We start from the raw sequence: 21,042 nt of genomic DNA on the forward strand, positions 1-21,042 counted from the left end.
CGGCCGCACCCGGCGCCGGGTCGGGCGGGTCGTCTCGCCTCGCCGGCGCCGGCGCCCCGGCCTTCGCCTCGCCCGCGCCGGGTCAGGTGGGTCGCTTCGCCTCGCCCGCGTCGAGGGCGGCGCGCAGGGCCGTGGCGAAGGCCGGGGCGCCGGCGCCGCGGAAGCCGTGGTGCCCGCCGGGAAACCGCAACGCCTCCTGTCCCAGCGCCGCCGCGGTGGCCACGGCGGCGCGCCCCGTGAACGTCTCGATCGAGTCCTCCCCGACCGCGACCACCACCCGCGTGGGAGCCGCCCGCAGCGCCGTCACGTCCGGCCGGAAGTCACCCACCCCCGTCGAACGATCCGACAGCAGCGGATCGTCGCGCCCCCCGTCGTCCTCCACGGGCAGCCCGAAGCGCGCGGGATCGGCCGGCGGCAGCGCGAAGTACTCCTCCGTGAACTCCCCGCGCCACCCCGCCATCGTCAGGAAGGCCGCCATCCCCGCCCCGTACCCCTTCCTCTCGTACACCTCCATGCACCCCGTGAACGCCCGGAAGGCCGCCGAGGCGTCGGGCAGCAACGCGGCCAGCGGCGGCTCGTGCGCCACCAGCGTCGCCACGTCGCCGGGAAAGGCCGCCACGAGCGCGAGCGCCGTGATGGCCCCGCCCCCGGCGGCGAACATGTCGACCGGCCCGCCGCCGAGCGCCTGGACGACCTCGTGCACGTCCCTGGCCTGGGCGGCGGGCGCGCTGCCGGCGTGGCCGCAGACGCTGCGCCCCCGGCCTCGCGGGTCGTACCTGACCACGGTCCGTTCGGGGAAGCACGCCGCCAGCTCCGCGAAGCCGCTCGCGTCCATGTGCTGCCCGGCCATGAACAGCGGCCGGCCCCCTGCCACGTCCACGTCGTAGACCAGCACCGCGTCGGCGCTCGCGACGGTGTGCGTCGTCATGGCGCCGGTCGCGCCTCGAGGCCGCTCGACAGCGGCATGATCCTCCTCAGGAGAGCCTTGAGCATCCTCCCGTGATACACGGGGGCGGGGACGGGCCCCGGCGGCGCCGACAGGAAGTTGACAGAACCGATTTCCCGAAACGACTCTTGACATTGGCTGGTAAAAAGGCCGCGTATTGGCGTCGAGCATATTTTCCCAGCAGCGCCAAGATGTGAAACGCATGGGGATGCATGCGGAAATAACTGTTGTATTTCGGTCCCCGGCTGGTAGCGTCTAGATCGTTACCCGGCCGGGGAAAGTGCCCGGTCAGAAGGTCGTCCGGAGAGCCTGGCCGTGCCGCAGCTCCGGCTGCAGTCGATGACGGAAGGCGGCCGTCGGCCGAATCTGACGCTGCAGCGTCGCGGCGTCCTGGTGAACCACAGCTCAATTCCCGCGTTACCGGGGATTGTCTGCTGTCCATTCTCGAAACGTTCGGGAACTGTTCCGTTCATCAAGGGGTGTTGTACGCATGTCCCATCCATTCGAGGACACCGGTCGCGCCTTTGTGGCGCTGCTCAACGACGAGGACCAGTACTCCCTGTGGCCGGACGGCGTCGACGTCCCCGGCGGCTGGCGCGCCGTGTACGGCCCGGCCGTACGCGAGGAGGTCCTCGACCACATCGAACGGTCGTGGACGGACATGCGGCCCAGAAGCCTGCGGGAGGCGATGGCCGCCCGCGAGGCCGGCGCGTGAGGCGATGAGCTCCCTCCCGCGCCGTGTCAGGACGGCCATCGGGGTGGGCGCCGGACTCGCGGTGATCGCATGCGCGGTGCCCCTGTGGGCCGCGACCGAAACGCATCCCGTCGACGCCCTCACCCACTTCCTCATCGCGGTCGCGCTCATCCTCGTCATCAGCCAGGGGCTGGCGGCGCTGGCCTGCCGCCTGGGCCAGCCGCCGGTGCTCGGCGAGATGGTCGGCGGGCTGGTGCTCGGGCCGTCCCTGCTCGGCGCGGTGTGGCCGCAGGCGGGAACGTTCCTCTTCCCGCCCGCGGTGATCGAGGGACTCGACAAGGCCGCCCAGCTCGGACTCGTCGTCTTCGTCTTCCTGCTCGGCTGCGAGCTGCGCACCGACAGGATCGAGCGCAAGGGCATGGTGGCCGCGGCCGTGGCCGGCGGCATGGCCCTGCCGTGGGCGGCGGGGGCGGCGATCGTGTTCGTCACCGGGGACCTGCTGGCAGGACCGAAGGCGGCGCCGCTTGAGGCCATGCTCTTCGTGGGGCTGGCCATGGCGGTGACGGCGCTGCCCGTCCTCGCGCGCATCCTGGCGGACCTCGGGCTGGACAAGACCGGAGTCGGGGCCCTGTCGATCTCCGCCGCGGCGATCGGCGACGGCGTCGCCTGGCTGGCGCTCGCCTTCCTGCTCGCCGGTCAGGGGTCGGGCGAGCAGGGCTGGCGGGTCCTGCTGCTCGCGATGGCCCTGGTCATGGTCACGGCGCTGTGCGTGCGACCGGCGCTGGCCTCGCTCGTGCGACGGCTGGGCTCCAGCCAGTCGCTGGCCGTGGTGCTCATCGCCGGGGCGATCGGCTACGCCGTGCTGACGCAGTCGCTGCAGCTGCACCCCGTCGTCGGCGCCTTCCTGTTCGGCGTCGCGGTGCCGCGCGACTCGCTCGCCGTCGAGCGGGTGGGGCGGCGGCTTGAGGGCTTCACACTGACCATCCTGCTGCCGCTGTTCTTCGCCGGCGTCGGGCTGAAGGTCTCGGCCGGGCTGCTGGGCGCCGACCCGGCCGGCTGGATGGCGCTCGCCGCCGTGCTCGTGGCCGCCGTGGTGACCAAGGTGGCCGGCGCGGGCGGTGCCGTACGGCTGGCGGGCCTGCCGTCCGCGCAGGCCTGGCGGCTGGGGTTCCTGATGAACTGCCGCGGCGTGACCGAACTGGTGGTGCTCACCATCGGCTACCAGGCGCACCTGATCAACCAGCTGGCCTACACGCTCCTGGTCCTGGTCGCGGTGATCACCACCGCCGCCACGGGGCCGCTGGTGCGCTGGTCGCTGCGGCACACCCACGACGACGGCGCCACGCGGGCGCCGCGGACCGTCATGCACGCCGACACCGCGAGGACCTAGGGCCGGGCGCCTACTTCTCGATCTCGAAGGAGCCAGGGGAGTTCCCAATGAAGGTTGATGTGAAGAACCGGGTCAAGTTCGTTCGCTGGCCTGCGGAAAGCGAGGTCCGCCAGGAGTGCCAGGCGCTTCAGCACCTGTGTCTTCTGATCGTCGAGCACGGCGCGCCCCCGCCGGAACAGGTCAGCATCTACGAGGACTGGGTCCGACCCCCGATCGTTCCCGAGGATCTGCGGGCCCGCGTGCGGCAGCTGGCCGCGCGGGCCGTGCTCAACGAGAAACCCGTGCTGGACCCGGCGGGCATCCTGTACTTCAGGGAAGCGTCCGTCACCCTCTCGCTGACGCAGTGCGAGATGCTGGCGCCGCTGATCTCCAGGTACGGCCAGCTGGTCTACCGCAACGAGCTCAAGGACATCCTGGAGCGTTCGGGCGCCAGCTCCTCCAGCAACGCGATCGACCTGCACGTGATGCGCCTGCGCCGCCGGCTGCAGATGGTCGGCCTGGCGGTGCGCAACGTGTGGGGCCGCGGTTTCGTCGTCGAGCCCATCTAGCGCGAAAGACTCAGGAAAGGATGCGACGGGTCGCCATGCGGACGGAATACCTTGCAGCGATGAGGACGGTCCCGGAGTTCTTCGAATCCAGGGTCGCCGCCGCGGGCGACGCCCCGGCGGTCGTGTTCGGCGAGAACGTGGTCGGCTACGCGGAGCTCAACGCCCGCGCCAACCGGCTGGCCAGGCTGCTGATCGCGGCGGGCGTGGGACCCGACGCGCTGGTCGCCGTCGCGGTGCCGCGCTCGGAGCGGCTGATCGTCGCGGTGCTGGCCGTCCTGAAGGCCGGCGGCGCCTACCTGCCGCTGGATCCCGCCTACCCGGCCGAGCGGCTGGCGCACATGGCCGCGGACGCCCGGCCGCTCCTGCTGCTGCGCACGGCCGGCGTCACCGGGCTGGACCTCGACGTCCCGGAGATCGTGCTCGACCACCCGGGAACCGAGCAGCGGTGCGCGCGCGAGAGCGGCGGCGACGTCACCCAGGACGAGCGCCTGGCGCCGCTGCTGACCGGCCACCTCATGTACGTGATCTACACCTCGGGTTCGACCGGCGTACCGAAAGGGGTGGCGCTCAGCCACGCGGGGGTCGCCGACCTGGTCGCCACCCAGGAACGGCTGTACGGCGTCGGCCCCGGCGACCGCGTGCTGCAGTGGGCGTCCTTCAGCTTCGACGCCTGGTTCTGGGACGTCACCCTGGCCCTGCTGAACGGCGCGACCCTCGTGATGGCCGACCAGGACGCCCTCATGCCGGGCGAGAACCTGCGCGAGACGCTGCTCAGGCACGACGTCAACCACGCCGTGCTGCCACCGGTCGCGCTGGGCGTCACCGAGAGCGAGGGGCTGCTGCTCGGCGGCACGATCACCTCCACCGGCGACGTGTGCACCCGCTCCCTGGCCGCCGACTGGTCCAAGGACAGGCGGCTCTACAACGCCTACGGCCCGACCGAGGTGACGGTCGGCGCCTCCATCGGCGGTCCGATCGAGGGCGTGCAGGAGGAGGTCACGATCGGCACGCTCTGGGACGGCGGCGCCGTGTACGTGCTCGACCAGGGCCTTCGCGACCTGCGCGACGGCGGCGAGGGCGAGCTGTACCTGGCGGGCACCGGCGTGGCGCGCGGCTACCTGAACCGTCCCGCCCTGACCGCCTCCCGTTTCGTCGCCGACCCGTACGGCCCGCCGGGCAGCAGGATGTACCGCTCGGGCGACAAGGGCAGGCGCGAGGGCGGCGCGCTCTACTTCACCGGCCGCATCGACAACCAGGTGAAGGTCAGGGGCTTCCGCATCGAGCTGGGCGAGATCGAGACGCGCCTGGAGAGCCACCCGGCCGTCGACATCGCGGTGGCGGCCGTCGGCGGCGACGACGTCCCCACGCAGCACATCGTCGCCTTCGTCAGCCTCGCCACCCGGGACACCGGGTCCGCCATCGAGGCCGAGTTGCGCGAGCACACACGCGCCGCGCTTCCCGGGCACATGGTACCCTCCGCCGTCATCGTGCTCGACAGCCTCCCGACCCTCCCCAACGGCAAGATCGACCGCAGGGAGCTCGCGGAGCGGGCCAGGCACTCCCAGGCCTTGACGCCCGAGCCGGACGCCGAGACGGGGGCCGAGGGAACGGAGAGCTACGAGCAGATCCTGTGCGGCATGGTCAGGGAGACGCTGAAGGTCGGCCAGGTGAGCCCCGGCGACAACTTCTTCGACCTGGGCGGCCACTCGGTGCTCGCCGCGAAGCTGGCCGGCCGCCTGCGCAAGGAGCTGGGCGTCGTGGTGCCGATGCGCTCGATGTTCGCGGCCGGGACGCTGGCCGAGCTGGCCCAGATCATGGAGCGCGCCGAGCGGGTCTGAGACGCGACGACCGGGGCGTGGACTGTCCGGGGAGGTCCACGCCCCCCGTCCTTCAGCGGCCGCCGAAGCTCACCGGCAGGCTCTCGAAGCCGTTCAGGAACGTCGAGTAGATCGGCCGGGGCGTGCCGCGCAGCTCCATCCGTGCCACCCCGCCGGCCAGGGCCGACAGCAGCGCCTTCAGCTCCGCCCTGGCCAGGAAGGCGCCCAGGCAGTAGTGCGGCCCGTGCCCGAACGACAGGTGCTTGTTCGGCGAGCGCGACAGCAGGAACCTGCGGGGCTCGTCGAAGACGCTCTCGTCGTTGTTCGCCGACACGTTCCAGAGCGTGACGATGTCGCCCGCGCGCACCTGCCGCCCGCCGATCTCCAGGTCACGTACGGCGGTGCGGGCCAGGTGGATGCCGGGCGTCGCCCAGCGCAGGACCTCCTCCACCGCGGACTCCACCGCCACCTCGCCCGCCCGCAGGGCCCGCCACTGGCCGGGGTTGTCGATCAGCGCCAGCACCGCGCAGATCGCCGACACCCGCGAGGTCTCGTCGCCGCCGAGGATGAGGCTGTAGCAGTTGACGGCGAGCTCCTCGACCGTGAGCAGGCGCCCCTCGACGCGGGCGGTCGCGAGCATGCTGACCACGTCGTCGCCGGGAGCGTCGCGCCGTTCCTGCGCCAGCTCCATGAAGTACAGGACGATCTCGTTGCGGGCGCTGAGCGCGTCGAGCTCGTCGCTGTCGGCGTGGACCGACGAGAGCGCCATCTTGTTCCATCGCAGCAGGTCGGCGCGGTCGGCGTGGGGGATCGACAGCAGGTCGCAGATCGTGTGCATGGGGATCTGCTCGGCGACCTCGACGGCGAAGTCGAACGTGCCCGCCCCCGTGACCCCGCCGACCAGCTCCGCCGCGCGCCGCCGTACCTTCTCGACCACCTCGCCGAGCACCCGCGGGGTGAACGCGCTCCAGATGAGGTTGCGCAGCGGCCGGTGGCGCGGGTCGTCGGTGACGGCCAGCATGCTGCCGCCGGCCGAGTCGTCGCCGCGCAGCACGACGTCGAGGATGTTGCCCCGCTCGGAGCTGAGCGCCTCGTGGTGGTAGAGGGCCTGGACATCGGCGTAACGGGCGACCGCCCAGAAGCCCGGGACGTCTCCCGTGGGCTCGTGCCAGAAGACCGGGCGTTCGGCGCGCACCTCGCGCCAGAACGCGTGGACGTCGTTGTCGACGAAGGTGGCCGGATCGGTGAGATCCAGGCAGCGCGCACCAAGAGTGGGCCGGCTCATGCTCCGATCGTGACAGCCCCGCCCGGCCGGGCCAGGAAGTCTTGCCGGATCCTTTCAGCCGTCAGGAGACGTCGCACAACCCCGTCTGGTAGGCGATCACGACCAGCTGCGCGCGGTCGCGCGCGCCCAGCTTGCCCATGGTGCGGCTGACGTGCGTGCGCGCCGTGGCAGGGCTGAGGAACAGCGCCGCCCCGATCTCGTCGTTGCTCAGCCCCTGCCCCACCAGCGCGAGCACCTCACGCTCGCGATCCGTCAGCACCGCCAGCCGGTCCTGGCCCGACTTGGCCGCCCTGCGCTGGGCGGTGAACTGGCTGATGAGGCGCCGGGTGACACGCGGCGCGAGCAGCGCGTCACCGGCGGCGATGACGCGGATGGCGTGCAGCAGCTCGGCGGGTCCGGCGTCCTTGAGCATGAAGCCGCTCGCACCGGCCTGCAGGGCCTCGAAGACGTTCTCGTCGGTGTCGTAGGTGCTCAGGATCAGCACCTTGACCTGTTCGAGCCCGGGGGTCTCGACGATCTGGCCGGTGGCGCGGATGCCGTCGAGGCGCGGCATGCGGATGTCCATGAGAACGACGTCGGGACGGGTGGCGCGGGCCTGCTCCACGGCCTCGGCGCCGTTGGTGGCCTCGCCGACCACCGTGATGTCGTCTTCGAGGTCGAGCAGCACCTTGAAACCGGAGCGGACGAGCCGTTCGTCGTCGGCCAGGAGCACCTTGATCGGGGGCGTGGGGGTCACGAACGTGACCCTACCGGCGTGAGCGGCAGGCGGGCGCTCACCTCGAAGCCGCCGCCCGGCCGCGACCCGGCGTCGAGCTCGCCGCCGAGCAGCCTGCACCGCTCGCGCATGCCGATGATCCCACGCCCCGACATCGGCGCCTCGGCGGCGCGGGCCGTGACGGGGCCGCGCCTGCCCGCGTCGATGACCCGGATCCGCAGGTCGTCGACGGTCGGTTCGAGCACCACCCTGACCCGTGTCGGGCCGGCGTGACGCACGACGTTGGTGATCGACTCCTGCACGATGCGGTAGGCGGCGCTGCCCACCGCGCTCGGCAGCGGCGTCACCGGCGCCTTCTGCTCGACCGTGATCTCCAGCCCCGCGTGGCGGGCCTTGTCGGTCAGCTCGCCGATCTGGTCGAGGCCGGGGTACGGCTGGCGTTCGCCGGCATCGCACAGCACCCCCAGGATGGCGCGCATCTCCCGCAGGGCCCGTGAGCTGGTCTGCTCGATGGTGCGCAGGGCCTCGCGTGCCTGCTCCGGCCGCTTGTCGAGCACGTGGGCGGTGACGCCCGACTGCACGTTGATGATGGCGATGGCATGGGCGACCGTGTCGTGGACCTCGCGGGCGATCCGCAGCCGCTCGGCGTCGACCCGCGCCCTGGTCTCCTCCTCACGCGAGCGCTCGGCCAGCTCGGCCCGCTCCTGGGCGTCGGCGGCGATGACCCGTCGCGAGCGCACCGACTCGCCGAGCGTCGTGCTGATCACCGAGGCGCCGATGCGGAAGAAGACCCAGCCCAGGGCGACACGGGGTTCGATGTCGGCCGCCGCCAGCAGCCAGCCGGCGGCCAGCACGGTGATCCCGGCGCCCGCGATCATCAGCGATCTGCGCCCGTCGCCGTAGGCGGCCAGGGTGTAGAGGGCGACGAAGAGGCTGATCGACGACAGCTGGTCGGGGAAGCCGAGCCCGAAGTAGACCAGGCTGGTGCCGGCCGTGACGGCGAACACCGCGACGGGCCAGCGGCGCCGGGCGACCAGCGACAGGCTGCTCGCCACCAGCAGGATGTAGCCGGCGTTGCCCAGGTCGGAGACGGGCCTGGCGGCGGGGGCGAACGTCACCAGGTCGTTGACGTTCTCGATCTGGATCACGGTGACGAACAGCGCCAGCAGGACATCGAAGAACCAGGCCGGCCGCCGTGAGAACCAGGGATACGGTCGCCGCGGCTCGGCTCGCAGATCCATGAGCCGATCGTACGGGAAGGCGCCGCGCCGGTCCCTACTCCCTACGGCGTACAGGTCAGAATTTTCGTACGCGTATTTACGTACGCGGTGACTCCCGTCGCAGGAAGCGCCGCCCACCACACCACGGCGACCATGACGGGCATGAAACGAGTCTTCACCGGCCTGGCGGGCCTGCTGCTGCTCGCCGTCATCGTGCAGTTCTACCTGGCCGCCAGCGGCGCCTTCGACAAGGCGCCGATCGAGGAGGCCTTCCAGCCGCACCGCATGCTCGGCTACACCATCCTGGGCCTGTCGGTCGTGCTCGTCGTCGCCGGAGCCGTGGCGCGCGTACCGGGACGGCTGATCGGGATGGCGGGCCTGGTCGTCGGGCTGGTGCTGCTCCAGTCGCTGATCCGGGAGGTCGCCAAGGCGTTCGGCGACGGCTCGGCCGCCGGCGACCTCGTCTTCGGCCTGCACGCGGTCAACGCGCTGGCCATCGCCGGCGTGATCGCGACCTTGGTCAGGCGGTCGCGGCAGGGCGCCGCGGTGACGTCCGCCAAGACCCGCCAGCCGGTGTCATGACGACAGGAACCTTGATCATTCTGGACCACGGCGTCGCGCTGCTCGCGGTCGTCACGTGGTTCGCGGCGGCCGTCACCATGGCGCTCAGGCGCACGGGGACGGCCTTCGTCCTGCTGGTCGCCGCCCTCCTGGTGACGGCGGGGCGGGTGGCCTCGGTGGCGTTCCTGGCCGGGCGCGGGTGGTGGTTCGTACAGGAGAAGGTGCTGCTGGGCGTGCCCATGCTCGTGGCCGCCTCGGCCGCCGCGGCCCTCCTCGCCCGGCCCCGCCCGCGCGCGCCCTCGTCAGGGCGCGGGGTGGTCGCGCTGTTCACCGCCGCCTACGCCGCCGTGGCGGGCTTCGTGCTGACGTTCCTCGTCGGCTACCCGCTGACCCTCGGCGGCGGGCTCATCGCGGTCGCCCTCGTGGCCGGGGCCGGGCTGCTGACCGCGCGCGTGCTCTCCCGCCCCGTAGAAGAGCAGCCCGGCCCGGCCGTCCTCGCCGAGGTGTCGCGCCGCCGTTTCCTCGGCGTCGCGGGCGGCGTCGCAGGAGGCGTGGTGGTGGCGGGCGCCGCGGGGACCGGCGCCGGACTGTCCGCCTGGACGGGCGCCGAGGCCGGCGACCTGGGAGGCGGGCGCGCGCACACGAGCCGCTCCGCCGTACCCGTGACCGACCTGACCGGCCCCGCCACCCCCGCGCCGGGCGGCATGCGCAGGACCCACACGCTCGTCGCCAGGAAGGCGACCGTACGCCTGGAGGCCGGCCCGTCCGTCGACGCCTGGACCTTCGGCGGCACCCTGCCCGGCCCCCCGATCACCGCCACCCAGGGCGACCTCATCGAGGTCGAGCTCGCCAACCACGACATCGACGAGGGCGTGACCCTGCACTGGCACGGCTACGACGTGCCCTGCGCGAACGACGGCGCCGCGGGCGTCACCCAGGAGGTCGTCGCGCGCGGCGGCAGGTTCGTCTACCGCTTCCGCGCCGACCAGGCGGGCACCTACTGGTACCACACCCACCACGCCTCCCACCTCGGCGTGCGCCGCGGCCTGTACGGCACGCTCGTCGTCAAGCCGCGCCAGGAGGCCCGCCCCGCCGGCCTGGACCTGACGCTGCCCGTGCACACCTTCGACGGCGCCGTCGTCCTGTCCGGAGGCGCCGAACACCTCGCCCCCGCCGGGTCACTCGTCCGGCTGCGCCTCATCAACACCGACTCCGACCCGCACAGGTTCGCCCTCGCGGGCACCCCGTTCACCGTGGCCGCCGTCGACGGGCGCGACCTCCACCAGCCGGGCCAGGTCAGCAGGAAGACGCTCCGCCTGGCCGCCGGAGGCCGCCACGACCTCGAGTTCGTCATGCCCGGCACCCCTGTGTCGCTGTCGCTCGACGGCGGAGCCACCCTGTGGGTACGGCCCGCCGCCGGAGCCACCGCCGCCACGGAGGACGTCTCGGGCTGGCCCGAGCTCGACCTGCTGACGTACGGCACCGCGACCAGGGAGCCGCTGCGCACCGCCCCCGCCGGACGCCACTTCACCCTCGTCCTGGACCGGGGCCTGGCCATGGTCGACGGAGCGCCCGCCTACGCCCAGACCGTCAACGGCCGCGGCCACCCCTCCATCCCGCACCAGCTGGTCGCCGAGGGCGACGTGGTCAGGTTCACCGTGGTCAACCGGAGCCTGGAGACCCACCCGTGGCACCTGCACGGCCACCCGGTGCTGGTCCTCTCCGTGGACGGCAGGCCGTCCACGGGCAGCCCGCTGTGGGTCGACACCTTCGACGTACGCCCGGGGGAGGTGTGGGAGGTCGCCTTCCGCGCCGCCAACCCGGGGGTGTGGATGAACCACTGCCACAACCTGCCGCACGCCCACCAGGGGATGATGCTGCAGCTGCGCTACGACGGCGTCACCACACCCTTCGACGGCACGCACACGGCAGGAACGGGACACGGCCACTGACGTGGGGAGGGCTCTCGCACGGCGGCTCCTCACGCGGTCACTCACCCACGGCACCTGAGAAGGCGGAGGCGCCGGCTGCGAAGGCCGGCGCCTCAGGGGGCAGGAACGTCAGGGGATCGCCGGGTAGCGGGCGGTGATCGCCTCGCCGGCCATCGGGCCGCGGGCGAAGACGTAGTCGCCGGTGTCGACCGGCAGCCCGCTCGACCGGTCGACCACGACAGGGTCCACCGCCACGCCGGTCCGCCGGTCGACGAGGACGAGGCTGCGCTCCTCGGGGAGCAGCCGGTGGTTGCCCCACGCGGCCAGCACCACGATGAGCGGCCGCAACGACCGGCCCAGGGCGGTCAGGCGGTAGGACCGGCCCTCGGGGTCGGGGGCGCCGGCCGCCAGTTCGAGCAGCCCCCTGGCCATCAGCTGGGACAGCCGCTCCAGCAGCACGCCGGCGGGGGTGCCGAGGTTCGCGCGGATCTCCTCGAAGCCTCCTCGGCCGTCGAAGACCTCGTGCAGGATCTCCAGCGTCCACCAGGCCCCGACCACCTCGACCGTGCGGGCCAGCGGGCAGTCGGCAACCCGCGGCCGCGTCCCGTCGACGGCCGCCTCCGCCGGGGCGTGCGCGGGCTCCGTCCCGTCCCGGCCGGTCGCCCCCGGGGGCCGCGCTGTCGCCGCGGGGGTCTTCATGCCGGCCGCGCCTCGGGTCCGGCCGCCAGCGACCAGTACCTGCGCATGCCGTACAACAGCGGCCGTGGCGCCCGCATCGACGGGGCGGCGACGCCGACCACCTCGCCGAAGACGACGACGTGGTCGCCGACCGGCATCGTCTCGCCGAGCCGGCAGTCGGCGATGGTGTGGGCGTCCTCGATCAGCAGCGGCACCCCCGACTCGGGTTCCCTGATCCACTCCACCTGGTCGAACCGGTCGGCCGCGCCCGAGGCGAACAGCCGGGCCGCGGGCGCGGCGCGGTCGTGCAGGAGGTTGACGGCGAACGCCGACGCCTCCAGCAGCGCCGCGAGCGTCGGGCTCCCGGAGCGCAGGCACACCAGCAGGGTCGGCGGGCACAGGGAGACGCTGCAGACCGACGAGACGGTCATGCCCCAGGGACGGCCGTCGGCGGCCGCGGTCGTCACGATGGCGACCCCGGCCGGATGGGTCGTCATGAGCGAGCGGAACTGGGCGGGGTCGACGGGCGCCCGCGCGATCGCGGCGGTCACGGAGTCCGGCATGGGCGGCTACCTCCTCGCTGTCCGGCGCGGGCCTTCACAGACGGCTTCCTTGCTGGTGCAGACGGGCCAGGTACTCGTAGTGGCTCGGCAGCCGCTCGGCCAGCGACGACGCCTGGTCGCGGATCAGGCGCAGCTCCTTGTCCGCGGCGAGGTCGTCCATCATCGCCAGGCTGCGCGGCGCGCGCAGCCGCAGCCCGCCCAGGCCCAGGATCATCGCGATGTAGGAGTACGGCTCGAACCCGTGGTAGTACGGGAAGATCGTGTCCTCGTCGGGCAGCTTGACCTGCCACTGCTCGATGCGCTCGGCGAGCGGGTCCGGCATGGGGCGGGTCTTGGCGTCGCGCCAGTAGGCGTTGTCGGCGCGTTTGGCTGCGACGTAGTGCAGCACGAGGAACTCACGCACGCCGTCCATGACGTTGGACACCTGCCGGTTGTAGGACCGGCGCAGCCGCTCGTCGTCGCGCCCGCCCGGCCAGTGCTTGACCAGTTGCTCGATGGCGTTCTGGATGAAGAAGATGCCGGTCGACTCCAGCGGTTCGACGAACCCGCTCGACAGGCCGATGGCCACGCAGTTGCCCGCCCACGAGTCGGCGCTGCGGCCGACGCGCATCCTGATGTGGCTGGCCTCCAGGTCGTCGGCGGCGGGGCCGACGTGGGCGCGCAGCGTGCGTTCCGCCTCCTCGGGCGTGCAGTAGTCGCCGGCGTAGACGTAGCCGGTGCCGATGCGGCCGAACAGCGGGATCGTCCAGATCCAGCCCGCGTCCTGGGCGCTGGCCGTCGTGTACGGACCGAACGGCTGCGTGGCCATGTCGAGCGGTACGCGCAGCGCGACCGCCCGGTCGTTGGGCAGGCTGTCCTGGTACGACAGGAACGGCACGCCGAGCTTCTGGTTGAGCAGCACGCCGCGGAAGCCCGTGCAGTCGATGAACAGGTCGCCGGTCAGGTCGCCGCTCTCCCTGGTGCGCACGTGCGTGAGGTGGCCGCGCTCGTCGGCGGCGACGTCGACCACGTCGTCCAGGACGTGGCGCACCCCGCGGCCGGTGCCGTACCTCGTCAGGAAGCCGGCCAGCAACGTCGCGTCGAACTGGTAGGCGTAGGGGAACTGGGTGGTCTGCTCGGCCATCGTGGAGCGGATCTCGTCGCCGGTCAGGCTCCGCTCGAACAGGTTGCCCTCCAGGAACCTGGGCGCCCGTCCCGCCTCGCAGAGCGCGGCGATCACCGAGCAGTCGCGGTCGTAGTCGTCGCTGGGCCGCTTGTGCAGCCACCAGTCGGCGAGCGAGACGCCCTCGACGACCCGCGACCGTTCGAAGGGGTGGTAGAAGTAGTGGCCCTTGTCCCGCCAGTTCTCGTAGCGGATGGCCAGCTTGTAGGTGCCGTGGCAGGCCGCCATCCAGTCCGTCTCCTCCAGGCCCAGGTAGGCGAAGAAGTGGCGGATGGTGCTGAAGGTGGCCTCGCCGACTCCGATGGTGGAGACGTTCCTGGATTCGACGAGCGTCACGGAGATCCGCTCGCCGAAGGCGGCCTTCAGGTACGAGGCGGTCATCCATCCCGCCGTCCCGCCTCCGACGACGACAACACTCCTGGCCATGGTCTCCTCGCTTGTGTGGGATGAAGGCGACGACGGGTCAGCGGGTCTCATCGGGCTCCTCCGGCGCATTCGTCGACGAACTCGATGAGCTTGAGCACCCCGGTTTCGAGCCATCCCGGGTCCACGCAGAACGCCACCCGGACCAGATGCCGCGCCCAGGGGGCGTAGTCGTGGGAGCGGATCCTGCCCCGCTCGTCGACGTCGGGGCGCATGGCGAACCCGTTGCCCGGCACGACCGCGACGCCTTTGCGTTCGAGCAGGCGCAGGGCGAACTCCTCGGCGTCCAGGCCCGAGCGGGTGACGTCCACCATCGCGTACCACCCGCCGGCGGGCAGCTCGCGCAGCAGGCCCGCCTGGATCAGGGGCGGCAGCGCCACGTCCCTGTTGCGCTGCACCAGCTTGCGGTTGGCCGCCGCCGCGTCGGACCTGCCGGCCACCGCGGCGATCCCGGCGTGCTGCACCGGGGTGGAGGTGCCGATGATGTTGGCCTCCTGCACGACCTTCATGACGTCAGCCGTGCGGTCGTCGGCCAGCGCGACGTATCCGAGCCGGTAGCCGGTCATCGCGAAGCTCTTGGAGAAGGTGAAGACGCTGTGCACGATGCGCTCGCCCACCGGCAGGTCGCGCTCGAACGAGGCCACCGAGACGTGCTCGCGCTCGTAGCAGAAGTGCTCGTACGCCTCGTCGCTGATGACCTGCCAGCCGCGCCTGCGGGCCAGCGCCAGCAGCGCGGTGATCTCCCCGGGAGTCAGGACCACGCCGGTCGGGTTCGCGGGCGAGTTGATCAGCAGGACCCGGGTGTCCGGTGTCGCCGCCGCCTCGATGCGCTCGAGGTCGGGGCGGAAGCCGGGCCCCAGCGGGTAGAGCACCGGCCGGAAGCCCGCCAGCAGGCTCTGCTGCAGGTGGACCGGCCAGTGCAGCTCCGGCAGGAGGATCTCGGCGCCGGGCTCGGCCAGCGACTGCAGCAGGGCGGCCAGGCCCTGGCACGAGCCGGGCGTGATGAGGAGGCGGGAGACGGCGCTGTCGATCCCGTTGTCGGTGCGCAGCTTGTCGACCAGCGCCTCACGCAGCGCCGGCAGCCCCTCCACGCCGGTGTACTTGGTGTCGCCGCGCCGTACGGCGTCGACGAACGCGCCCGCCACCGCGCCCGCTGGGTCGAAGTACGGGTCGCCGACGTGCAGCTTGACCACCTCGGCGCCGCCCGCGGCGCTCGCCTGCGCGGCGCGGAAGATGCGCAGCAGACACGATGAGGGGATGCTGCCGGCGACGGACTGGAGTTCCGACCGCATGCTCTTACCGCCCTTCCCTGGGAGTGTTGTCTGTCATGCCGTACGGCCGCCGTCCACGGGGATCAGCGCGCCGGTCACCCAGCCCGACAGCTCCGGGTCGAGCAGCGAGCACACCCATCCGCCGATCTCCGCCTCGTCGCCGAAACGTCCCATCGGCGTCGCGGAGAGCAGGTCGTCACGCAGGTGCCGCATGCCCGCCTCGTCCAGGCCGGTCTCGGACCACATGGGGGTCCGCACCGGGCCGGGCATGATGGCGTTCACCCGCACGTCCGGCGCCAGCTCCCTGGCCAGCGACCGGGTGAGGCTGTTGAGCGCGGCCTTGGTCGCGCCGTAGAACGAACGGCCCGGCATGGACAGCGCGCCGCCGACCGACGAGATGTTGACGACGGCGCCCCGGCGGGCCCGCAGGTGGGGCAGGGCGCACCTGATGAGGTCGGCGGGCGCGCGCACGTTCACGGCGAACATCGCGTCGAACAGCGCGGGGTCGATCGTCTCCAGCCGCCCGAACCTGGCCAGGCCGGCGTTGTTGACGACCGCGTCGAGCCGCCCGAAGGCGCCGGTCGTGGCCGCGACGACACGTTCCGGGGCGCCGGGCGCGCAGATGTCGGCCGCCACGACGGTGACCGCCTCGCCGTGCCGGTCGGCCAGGTCGCGCAGCGGCTCCTCGCGGCGCCCGACGGCCGTCACGGCCGCCCCCGCCTTCAGCAGGCTCTCGGCGATGCCCCGCCCGATGCCGGTGGCCGCGCCGGTGACCACGACCGCCCTGCCGGTCAGCGCCATCGCGCGACCACACCCTTCGCGCCGGTGACCGACTCGCCCGGTGAGCTGTCCGGCGGCCCGCCCGACGGGCTTTCCGCCGTACGGCCGGCGAGGGTGGCCAGGATGTCGGCGATCACCTCCGACGGGTCGGCCAGCACCTGGAAGTGCCCGCCGGGCCATGAACGCGCGCTGAAACCGCCCATCGCCACCCCGGCCCACGCTCCGAACGCGGCACCGTCGACCAGCGGATCCTCGGTGTTGTAGTAGCCGCGCACCCGGCAGCGCAGCGGCTCACCCCCCGGCGAGGGCCGGTAGGTCTCGTTCAGCCCGATGTAGCAGCGCAGCACCGGCAGCAGCAGGTCGCGGAACTCGCGGTCCTCGGCGACCTCGGGCGCGATCCCGCCCAGCTCGCACAACCTCGACCACAGCTCCTCGTCGCCCGCCCGGTGCGCGAGCCCGCCGCGCGGCTGCCAGGGGGCGGGCGCGCCGGAGACGAACAACCACCGGGCGGGCAGGCCGTCGTCCTGCAGGATCTTCGCCGTCTCGTAGGCGACCAGCGCGCCCAGGCTGTGCCCGAACAGCGCGCACGGCACCGGCTCCAGCCGTGCCAGCTCCTCGGCGACCGCCGCCGCCATCGCCGCGATGCTGATCGCCGGAGCCTCGGTGAGCCGGTCGGCGAGGCCGGGGTACTGGACGGCCATCAGCTGGGTGCCGGGCGGCATCGCCGCCGCCCAGGCACGGTAGGCCGCCGCCGTGCCGCCGGAATGGGGAAAGCAGACCAGCCGGTCAGCCGGGCACTCCACGGGGGTGAGGGCGCGGGTCCAACCCCGGCCACGTGTTCGTACTCGGTTCACGCCACCGAGCGTCACCGATGCACGAGCTACCAAGGCAAAACTTTCAAAGCTCTGTCGGGGCTCGGTACGGCACGGCGCCGGTGGCCGAGTCTGATGTCGTCGCAACCGAGGAGGACATCATGCTGGACGGGTTCGTGCCGTGGCCACCCGATGTGGCCGACCGATACCGCCGCGCCGGCTACTGGAAGGGTCTCTCCCTCGGGCAGTACCTCGCCGACGGCGCCGCGCGCCACCCGGGCAGGATCGCCGCGGTCGACGTGCACCGCAGGGTCACCTACGCGCAGCTGGCCGACGAGGCGGCCGGGATCGCCGCGGGGCTGCTCGACCTCGGCGTCGGCAGGCACGACAGGGTCGTGCTCCACCTGCCCAACGTGATCGACTTCCTCTCCGTCACCGTCGCCCTGTTCGGCATCGGCGCCATCCCCGTGATGGGGCTGCCGGGCCACCGCCGCGACGAGATCCTCCACCTGGCGCGCTCCTCCGGGGCGGTCGCCTACGTCGGCCCCGACCGGTTCCAGGGCTTCGACCACCGGGTGCTGGCGCGCGAGGTGCGCGCGGCGGCGCCGGGGCTGCGGCACGTCGTCATCGCCGGTCACGCCGAGGAGTTCACCCCGCTGTCCGCCCTGGCCAGGACCGCGCCCCGCGAGCTGCCGCCCGTCGACGCGTCGGAGGTGGCGCTCCTGCTGCTGTCCGGCGGGACCACCGGCACGCCCAAGCTGATCCCGCGCACCCACGACGACTACGCCTACAACATCCTGGAATGCGCCAAGGTCGTCGGCTTCGACGGCGGCGTCTACCTCGCCGCCAACCCGGTGCCGCACAACGCGGCACTGGGCTGCCCAGGCGTGCTGGGCGCGCTCCTCACCGGCGGCAAGGCCGTCCTGGCCGCCAACCCCAGCCCCGACCACGTCTTCCCGCTGATCGAGCGCGAAGGCGTCACGCTCACCACCCTGGTGCCCGCGCTGGCACTCCTCTGGGCGGAGGCGGCCCAGCTCACCCCGGTCGACATGAGCCGCGTGACCGTCCAGGTCGGCAGCTCGAAGTTCGGTCCCGCCGCGGTGGCCCGGGTCGGCCGGAGCCTGGGGTGCCGTCTCGCCAACGTGTACGGCATCGGCGAAGGGCTGATCACCCACACCCGCATGGACGACCCTCCGGAGGTCGTGCACGGCACCGAGGGCAGGGCTCTGTCGCCCGACGACGAGATCAGGATCGTCGACGGCGACGACAACGACCTGCCGGCCGGCCTGACGGGCGAACTGCTCACCCGCGGGCCGTACACCATCCGCGGCTACTTCGCCGCGCCCGAGCACAACCGCCGGTCGTTCACCGCGGACGGGTTCTACCGGACAGGAGATCTGGCCCGCATGACCGAGGACGGCAACGTCGTCATCGAGGGCCGGATCAAGGACATCATCCACCACCTGGGAGAGAAGGTCTCGGCCGAAGAGGTCGAGGGGCACGTGCTCACGCACCCGCTCGTGCGTGACACGGCCGTGGTCGGCGTGCCGGACGACGAGCTCGACGAGCGCCTGTGCGTGTTCGTGGTGCTCGGCGCCGACGCCCCCGGCCGCCCGCTGTCGCTGCGCGCGGTCAGGGAGCACATCCGCGACCGCGGGCTGGCGTCCTACAAGCTGCCCGACGAGCTGATCGTCGTCGCCGACCTCCCGCGCACCCCGGTGGGCAAGATCGACAAGAAGGCCCTGCGTGAGGGCCGGTTGCTGCAGCATCGCTGAACCCAGCCACCGAAGGAGTTTGCGAGATGACCGACACGGCGCAGACCCAGCGCCATCCGGCGTACGGGGAGATCCTCAGGCTGGACGAACTCCTCGACATCGCCTGCGTGCGCGATGACGCCGACCGCACCCTGTTCTTCGCCTCCCACCAGGCCTGCGAGATCTGGTTCGCGGTGGTGCTGCGTCACCTCGACGAGGCGCGGCAGGCCCTGCTCGACGGCGACGGGATCCCGGCGGCCGAGCACCTGGAGCGGCTGCCGCACATCATGGAGGTGATCACCAACCACATCGACATCCTCGGCACGCTGGCGCCGCGCTCCTTCGACGAGATCCGCGCCACGCTCGGGACGTCGAGCGGCTTCCAGTCGGCGCAGTACCGGGAGATCGAGTACCTGTGCGGGGCGCGCGACAGGCGCTTCCTGAACATCAGCGGCCTGACCGAGGCCGAGCGCGACAGGCTGCTCGACCGGCTGGCCCAGAAGTCGTTGTCGAGCGTGTTCGTGGAGTACCGCGACAGCGTGCCCCCCGCCTCGTTGCCGGCCAGGCGCGTCCGCGACGCCCTGCGGACCTTCGACAACTCCGTGCGCGTCTGGCAGGAGCGGCACGCCGAGGTGGCGGAGCTGTTCCTCGGCGCCCAGCGGGGCACGGCCGGTTCGACCGGCGCGGCCTACCTGCGGCGCTCGGCCGCGCGGACCATGTTCCCCGAGGTCTTCCCCGACCAGTGGCGGCCCTTCGGCGGGGAGCAGGACCGCCGTGCCCCCGCGCTGGCCGCCCGCATCCCGTCCAGCGAGCTACCGGTCCAGAGGAGAGTGCAAGGATGACTGCCCGCGGAGCCGCCGGCGATCACTTCGGTGACCCGGGAAAGTCCAGGAGAGTCGTCATCGTCGGAGGAGGCACGGCCGGCTGGATGACGGCGTCCTACCTGGCGGCCGCCTTCGGCGACCGGATCGACCTGACGGTGGTGGAGTCGGCCCACATCGGCACCGTCGGCGTCGGCGAGGCGACGTTCAGCGACATCCGGCACTTCTTCGAGTTCCTCAGGCTGGCGGAGTCGGACTGGATGCCGGCCTGCAACGCCACCTACAAGCTGGCCGTGCGCTTCGAGAACTGGCGCGAGCCCGGCCACCACTTCTACCACCCCTTCGAGCAGCTCGGCTCGGTCGACGGCTTCCCGCTCAGCGACTGGTGGCTGCGCCACCCGGCCACGAACAGGTTCGACAAGGACTGCTTCGTGATGGCCTCGCTCTGCGACGCGGAACGTTCGCCACGCTATCTCGACGGCACCCTGCTCGACCAGGGCTTCGTCGAGCAGGACCACGACGAGAGCGCGGCACGCTCGACCATCGCCGAGTACCAGGGCGTGCAGATCCCCTACGCCTACCACTTCGAGGCACACCTGCTGGCCACGTACCTGACCGGCTACTCCACCAGGCGCGGCGTGCGCCACATCGTCGACAACGTCGTCGACGTCGGGCTCGACGAGGACGGCTTCATCACCCACGTGGCCACCGCCGAGCACGGCGAGCTGTCCGCCGACCTGTTCGTCGACTGCACCGGCTTCCGCGCGCTGCTGCTGAACAAGGCGCTCGGCGAGCCGTTCGTCTCCTACCAGGACACGCTGCCCAACGACAGCGCGGTCGCCCTCCAGGTGCCGCTCGACATGGACCGCGAGCCGCTTCGCCCCTGCACGACGGCCACCGCCCAGGAGGCCGGCTGGATCTGGACCATCCCGCTGATCAGCCGCATCGGCACCGGCTACGTCTACGCGGGCGACTACTCCACGCCCGAGCAGGCCGAGCGGGTGCTGCGCGACTTCGTCGGCCCCGCCGCGGCCGACGTGCCCGCCAACCACATCAAGATGCGGATCGGCCGCAGCCGCCGCTCGTGGGTGAAGAACTGCGTCGCCGTCGGGCTGTCGAGCGGGTTCGTGGAGCCGCTGGAGTCGACGGGGATCTTCTTCATCCACCACGCCATCGAGCAGATGGTGAAGTACTTCCCGTCGGGGCGCGGCGACGAGCTGCAGCGCGAGCTGTACAACCGTTCCATCGCGCACGTCATGGACGGCGTGCGCGAGTTCCTGTGCCTGCACTACGTGGGCGCCAGGCGCGCCGACAACCAGTACTGGAAGGACACCAAGACGCGGAAGATCCCCGACGCGCTGGCCGAGCGCATCGAGATCTGGAAGCACAAGGTGCCCGACACCGAGTCGGTCTACCCGTACTACCACGGGCTGCCGCCGTACTCCTACAACTGCATCCTGCTGGGCGCCGGCGGCATCGAGGTGCGGCACTCGCCGGCGCTCGACCTGGCCGACGAGCGGGCGGCACTGGCGGAGTTCCAGCGCATCCGCATCAAGGCCGACAAGCTCGTGCAGGAACTTCCCACGCAGAACGAGTACTTCGCCCAGATGCGCGCCGACACCCACTGACGCGCGCGGGGCCGGGGCCGGGGTCCTGATCCGCCCCCGATCA

Annotated in this window: 19 protein-coding genes; 9 read left to right on the forward strand and 10 right to left on the reverse strand. The window is 72.2% G+C overall.

What is annotated here, in order from left to right:
* Nucleotides 1-82 precede the first annotated feature (82 nt).
* Complete coding sequence (locus tag HNR30_RS10820) at nt 83-928, reverse strand: alpha/beta fold hydrolase (RefSeq protein ID WP_181609624.1); 846 nt, start codon at nt 926-928, stop codon at nt 83-85.
* Between the two features lie 508 nt (nt 929-1,436).
* Between HNR30_RS10820 and HNR30_RS10825 the strand changes: the two genes are divergently transcribed.
* Genes HNR30_RS10825 through HNR30_RS10840 form a run of 4 tightly spaced genes read left to right on the forward strand, consistent with a single transcriptional unit; the run spans nt 1,437 to nt 5,416 of the window.
* The gene (locus tag HNR30_RS10825; protein WP_181609625.1) at nt 1,437-1,661 is read left to right on the forward strand and encodes an MbtH family protein; all 225 of its coding nucleotides are present in this window, start codon (nt 1,437-1,439) and stop codon (nt 1,659-1,661) included.
* Between the two features lie 4 nt (nt 1,662-1,665).
* Nucleotides 1,666-3,030 carry a cation:proton antiporter gene (locus HNR30_RS10830; protein WP_181609626.1) on the forward strand — a complete coding sequence of 455 codons (1,365 nt, stop codon included), beginning with the start codon at nt 1,666-1,668 and terminating at the stop codon, nt 3,028-3,030.
* 47 nt (nt 3,031-3,077) lie between these two features.
* Nucleotides 3,078-3,578 carry a winged helix-turn-helix domain-containing protein gene (locus HNR30_RS10835; RefSeq protein WP_181609627.1) on the forward strand — a complete coding sequence of 167 codons (501 nt, stop codon included), beginning with the start codon at nt 3,078-3,080 and terminating at the stop codon, nt 3,576-3,578.
* Nucleotides 3,579-3,637: 59 nt separating this feature from the next.
* A complete protein-coding gene (locus HNR30_RS10840; RefSeq protein WP_181609628.1) occupies nt 3,638-5,416 on the forward strand; it encodes a non-ribosomal peptide synthetase in 1,779 nt (592 codons plus the stop codon).
* Between the two features lie 52 nt (nt 5,417-5,468).
* Here HNR30_RS10840 and HNR30_RS10845 read toward each other — a convergent pair whose 3' ends face one another.
* The 3 genes from HNR30_RS10845 to HNR30_RS10855 form a co-directional block, all read right to left on the reverse strand.
* Nucleotides 5,469-6,680, reverse strand: coding sequence for a cytochrome P450 (locus tag HNR30_RS10845; RefSeq protein ID WP_181609629.1), 1,212 nt, complete (start codon nt 6,678-6,680; stop codon nt 5,469-5,471).
* Between the two features lie 61 nt (nt 6,681-6,741).
* Nucleotides 6,742-7,416 carry a response regulator transcription factor gene (locus tag HNR30_RS10850; RefSeq protein WP_181609630.1) on the reverse strand — a complete coding sequence of 225 codons (675 nt, stop codon included), beginning with the start codon at nt 7,414-7,416 and terminating at the stop codon, nt 6,742-6,744.
* Nucleotides 7,413-8,636 carry a sensor histidine kinase gene (locus HNR30_RS10855; protein ID WP_181609631.1) on the reverse strand — a complete coding sequence of 408 codons (1,224 nt, stop codon included), beginning with the start codon at nt 8,634-8,636 and terminating at the stop codon, nt 7,413-7,415. Before HNR30_RS10855 ends, HNR30_RS10850 begins: the two co-directional genes overlap by 4 nt.
* 141 nt (nt 8,637-8,777) lie before the next feature.
* On the opposite strand from HNR30_RS10855, the gene HNR30_RS10860 reads away from it, so the two are divergent.
* Nucleotides 8,778-9,197 (forward strand): DUF6220 domain-containing protein, encoded by a 420-nt coding sequence (locus HNR30_RS10860; protein ID WP_181609632.1) that lies wholly within the window; start codon nt 8,778-8,780, stop codon nt 9,195-9,197.
* 11 nt (nt 9,198-9,208) lie between these two features.
* The gene (locus HNR30_RS10865; RefSeq protein ID WP_220133399.1) at nt 9,209-11,128 is read left to right on the forward strand and encodes a multicopper oxidase family protein; all 1,920 of its coding nucleotides are present in this window, start codon (nt 9,209-9,211) and stop codon (nt 11,126-11,128) included.
* Nucleotides 11,129-11,236: 108 nt separating this feature from the next.
* Here HNR30_RS10865 and HNR30_RS10870 read toward each other — a convergent pair whose 3' ends face one another.
* Genes HNR30_RS10870 through HNR30_RS10895 form a run of 6 tightly spaced genes read right to left on the reverse strand, consistent with a single transcriptional unit; the run spans nt 11,237 to nt 16,838 of the window.
* Entirely contained in the window at nt 11,237-11,806 is a 570-nt protein-coding gene (locus HNR30_RS10870; protein ID WP_181609634.1) for a winged helix-turn-helix transcriptional regulator, read from the reverse strand.
* The gene (locus HNR30_RS10875) at nt 11,803-12,348 is read right to left on the reverse strand and encodes a flavin reductase family protein (protein WP_181609635.1); all 546 of its coding nucleotides are present in this window, start codon (nt 12,346-12,348) and stop codon (nt 11,803-11,805) included. The genes HNR30_RS10870 and HNR30_RS10875 overlap by 4 nt, the downstream gene beginning before the upstream one ends.
* A 34-nt stretch (nt 12,349-12,382) precedes the next feature.
* Nucleotides 12,383-13,936, reverse strand: a complete 1,554-nt coding sequence (locus HNR30_RS10880; protein ID WP_181609636.1) for a tryptophan halogenase family protein — start codon at nt 13,934-13,936, stop codon at nt 12,383-12,385.
* Nucleotides 13,937-13,983: 47 nt separating this feature from the next.
* Nucleotides 13,984-15,225: a pyridoxal phosphate-dependent aminotransferase gene (locus tag HNR30_RS10885; RefSeq protein ID WP_181609637.1), complete on the reverse strand. Its 1,242-nt coding sequence runs from the start codon at nt 15,223-15,225 to the stop codon at nt 13,984-13,986.
* Between the two features lie 33 nt (nt 15,226-15,258).
* Nucleotides 15,259-16,005: an SDR family NAD(P)-dependent oxidoreductase gene (locus HNR30_RS10890; RefSeq protein ID WP_181609638.1), complete on the reverse strand. Its 747-nt coding sequence runs from the start codon at nt 16,003-16,005 to the stop codon at nt 15,259-15,261.
* Nucleotides 15,996-16,838 (reverse strand): thioesterase II family protein, encoded by an 843-nt coding sequence (locus tag HNR30_RS10895; RefSeq protein WP_220133400.1) that lies wholly within the window; start codon nt 16,836-16,838, stop codon nt 15,996-15,998. The genes HNR30_RS10890 and HNR30_RS10895 overlap by 10 nt, the downstream gene beginning before the upstream one ends.
* Before the next feature lie 119 nt (nt 16,839-16,957).
* Between HNR30_RS10895 and HNR30_RS10900 the strand changes: the two genes are divergently transcribed.
* Genes HNR30_RS10900 through HNR30_RS10910 form a run of 3 tightly spaced genes read left to right on the forward strand, consistent with a single transcriptional unit; the run spans nt 16,958 to nt 20,999 of the window.
* Nucleotides 16,958-18,571 carry a (2,3-dihydroxybenzoyl)adenylate synthase gene (locus HNR30_RS10900; protein WP_181609640.1) on the forward strand — a complete coding sequence of 538 codons (1,614 nt, stop codon included), beginning with the start codon at nt 16,958-16,960 and terminating at the stop codon, nt 18,569-18,571.
* Nucleotides 18,572-18,597: 26 nt separating this feature from the next.
* The gene (locus tag HNR30_RS10905; protein WP_181609641.1) at nt 18,598-19,392 is read left to right on the forward strand and encodes a tryptophan 2,3-dioxygenase family protein; all 795 of its coding nucleotides are present in this window, start codon (nt 18,598-18,600) and stop codon (nt 19,390-19,392) included.
* Entirely contained in the window at nt 19,389-20,999 is a 1,611-nt protein-coding gene (locus tag HNR30_RS10910; protein WP_181609642.1) for a tryptophan halogenase family protein, read from the forward strand. Before HNR30_RS10905 ends, HNR30_RS10910 begins: the two co-directional genes overlap by 4 nt.
* Nucleotides 21,000-21,042 lie beyond the last annotated feature (43 nt).

Origin of the sequence: Nonomuraea soli, from assembly GCF_013761175.1 — a bacterium.
Lineage (GTDB): Bacteria > Actinomycetota > Actinomycetes > Streptosporangiales > Streptosporangiaceae > Nonomuraea > Nonomuraea soli.

Bases quoted from the DNA above. Each gene is read 5' to 3' on its own strand.
- HNR30_RS10820 (WP_181609624.1), bottom strand. From the start codon at position 928: ATGACGACGCACACCGTCGCGAGCGCCGACGCGGTGCTGGTCTACGAC.
- HNR30_RS10825 (WP_181609625.1), top strand. From the start codon at position 1,437: ATGTCCCATCCATTCGAGGACACCGGTCGCGCCTTTGTGGCGCTGCTC.
- HNR30_RS10830 (WP_181609626.1), top strand. From the start codon at position 1,666: ATGAGCTCCCTCCCGCGCCGTGTCAGGACGGCCATCGGGGTGGGCGCC.
- HNR30_RS10835 (WP_181609627.1), top strand. From the start codon at position 3,078: ATGAAGGTTGATGTGAAGAACCGGGTCAAGTTCGTTCGCTGGCCTGCG.
- HNR30_RS10840 (WP_181609628.1), top strand. From the start codon at position 3,638: ATGAGGACGGTCCCGGAGTTCTTCGAATCCAGGGTCGCCGCCGCGGGC.
- HNR30_RS10845 (WP_181609629.1), bottom strand. From the start codon at position 6,680: ATGAGCCGGCCCACTCTTGGTGCGCGCTGCCTGGATCTCACCGATCCG.
- HNR30_RS10855 (WP_181609631.1), bottom strand. From the start codon at position 8,636: ATGGATCTGCGAGCCGAGCCGCGGCGACCGTATCCCTGGTTCTCACGG.
- HNR30_RS10860 (WP_181609632.1), top strand. From the start codon at position 8,778: ATGAAACGAGTCTTCACCGGCCTGGCGGGCCTGCTGCTGCTCGCCGTC.
- HNR30_RS10870 (WP_181609634.1), bottom strand. From the start codon at position 11,806: ATGAAGACCCCCGCGGCGACAGCGCGGCCCCCGGGGGCGACCGGCCGG.
- HNR30_RS10875 (WP_181609635.1), bottom strand. From the start codon at position 12,348: ATGCCGGACTCCGTGACCGCCGCGATCGCGCGGGCGCCCGTCGACCCC.
- HNR30_RS10880 (WP_181609636.1), bottom strand. From the start codon at position 13,936: ATGGCCAGGAGTGTTGTCGTCGTCGGAGGCGGGACGGCGGGATGGATG.
- HNR30_RS10885 (WP_181609637.1), bottom strand. From the start codon at position 15,225: ATGCGGTCGGAACTCCAGTCCGTCGCCGGCAGCATCCCCTCATCGTGT.
- HNR30_RS10890 (WP_181609638.1), bottom strand. From the start codon at position 16,005: ATGGCGCTGACCGGCAGGGCGGTCGTGGTCACCGGCGCGGCCACCGGC.
- HNR30_RS10900 (WP_181609640.1), top strand. From the start codon at position 16,958: ATGCTGGACGGGTTCGTGCCGTGGCCACCCGATGTGGCCGACCGATAC.
- HNR30_RS10905 (WP_181609641.1), top strand. From the start codon at position 18,598: ATGACCGACACGGCGCAGACCCAGCGCCATCCGGCGTACGGGGAGATC.
- HNR30_RS10910 (WP_181609642.1), top strand. From the start codon at position 19,389: ATGACTGCCCGCGGAGCCGCCGGCGATCACTTCGGTGACCCGGGAAAG.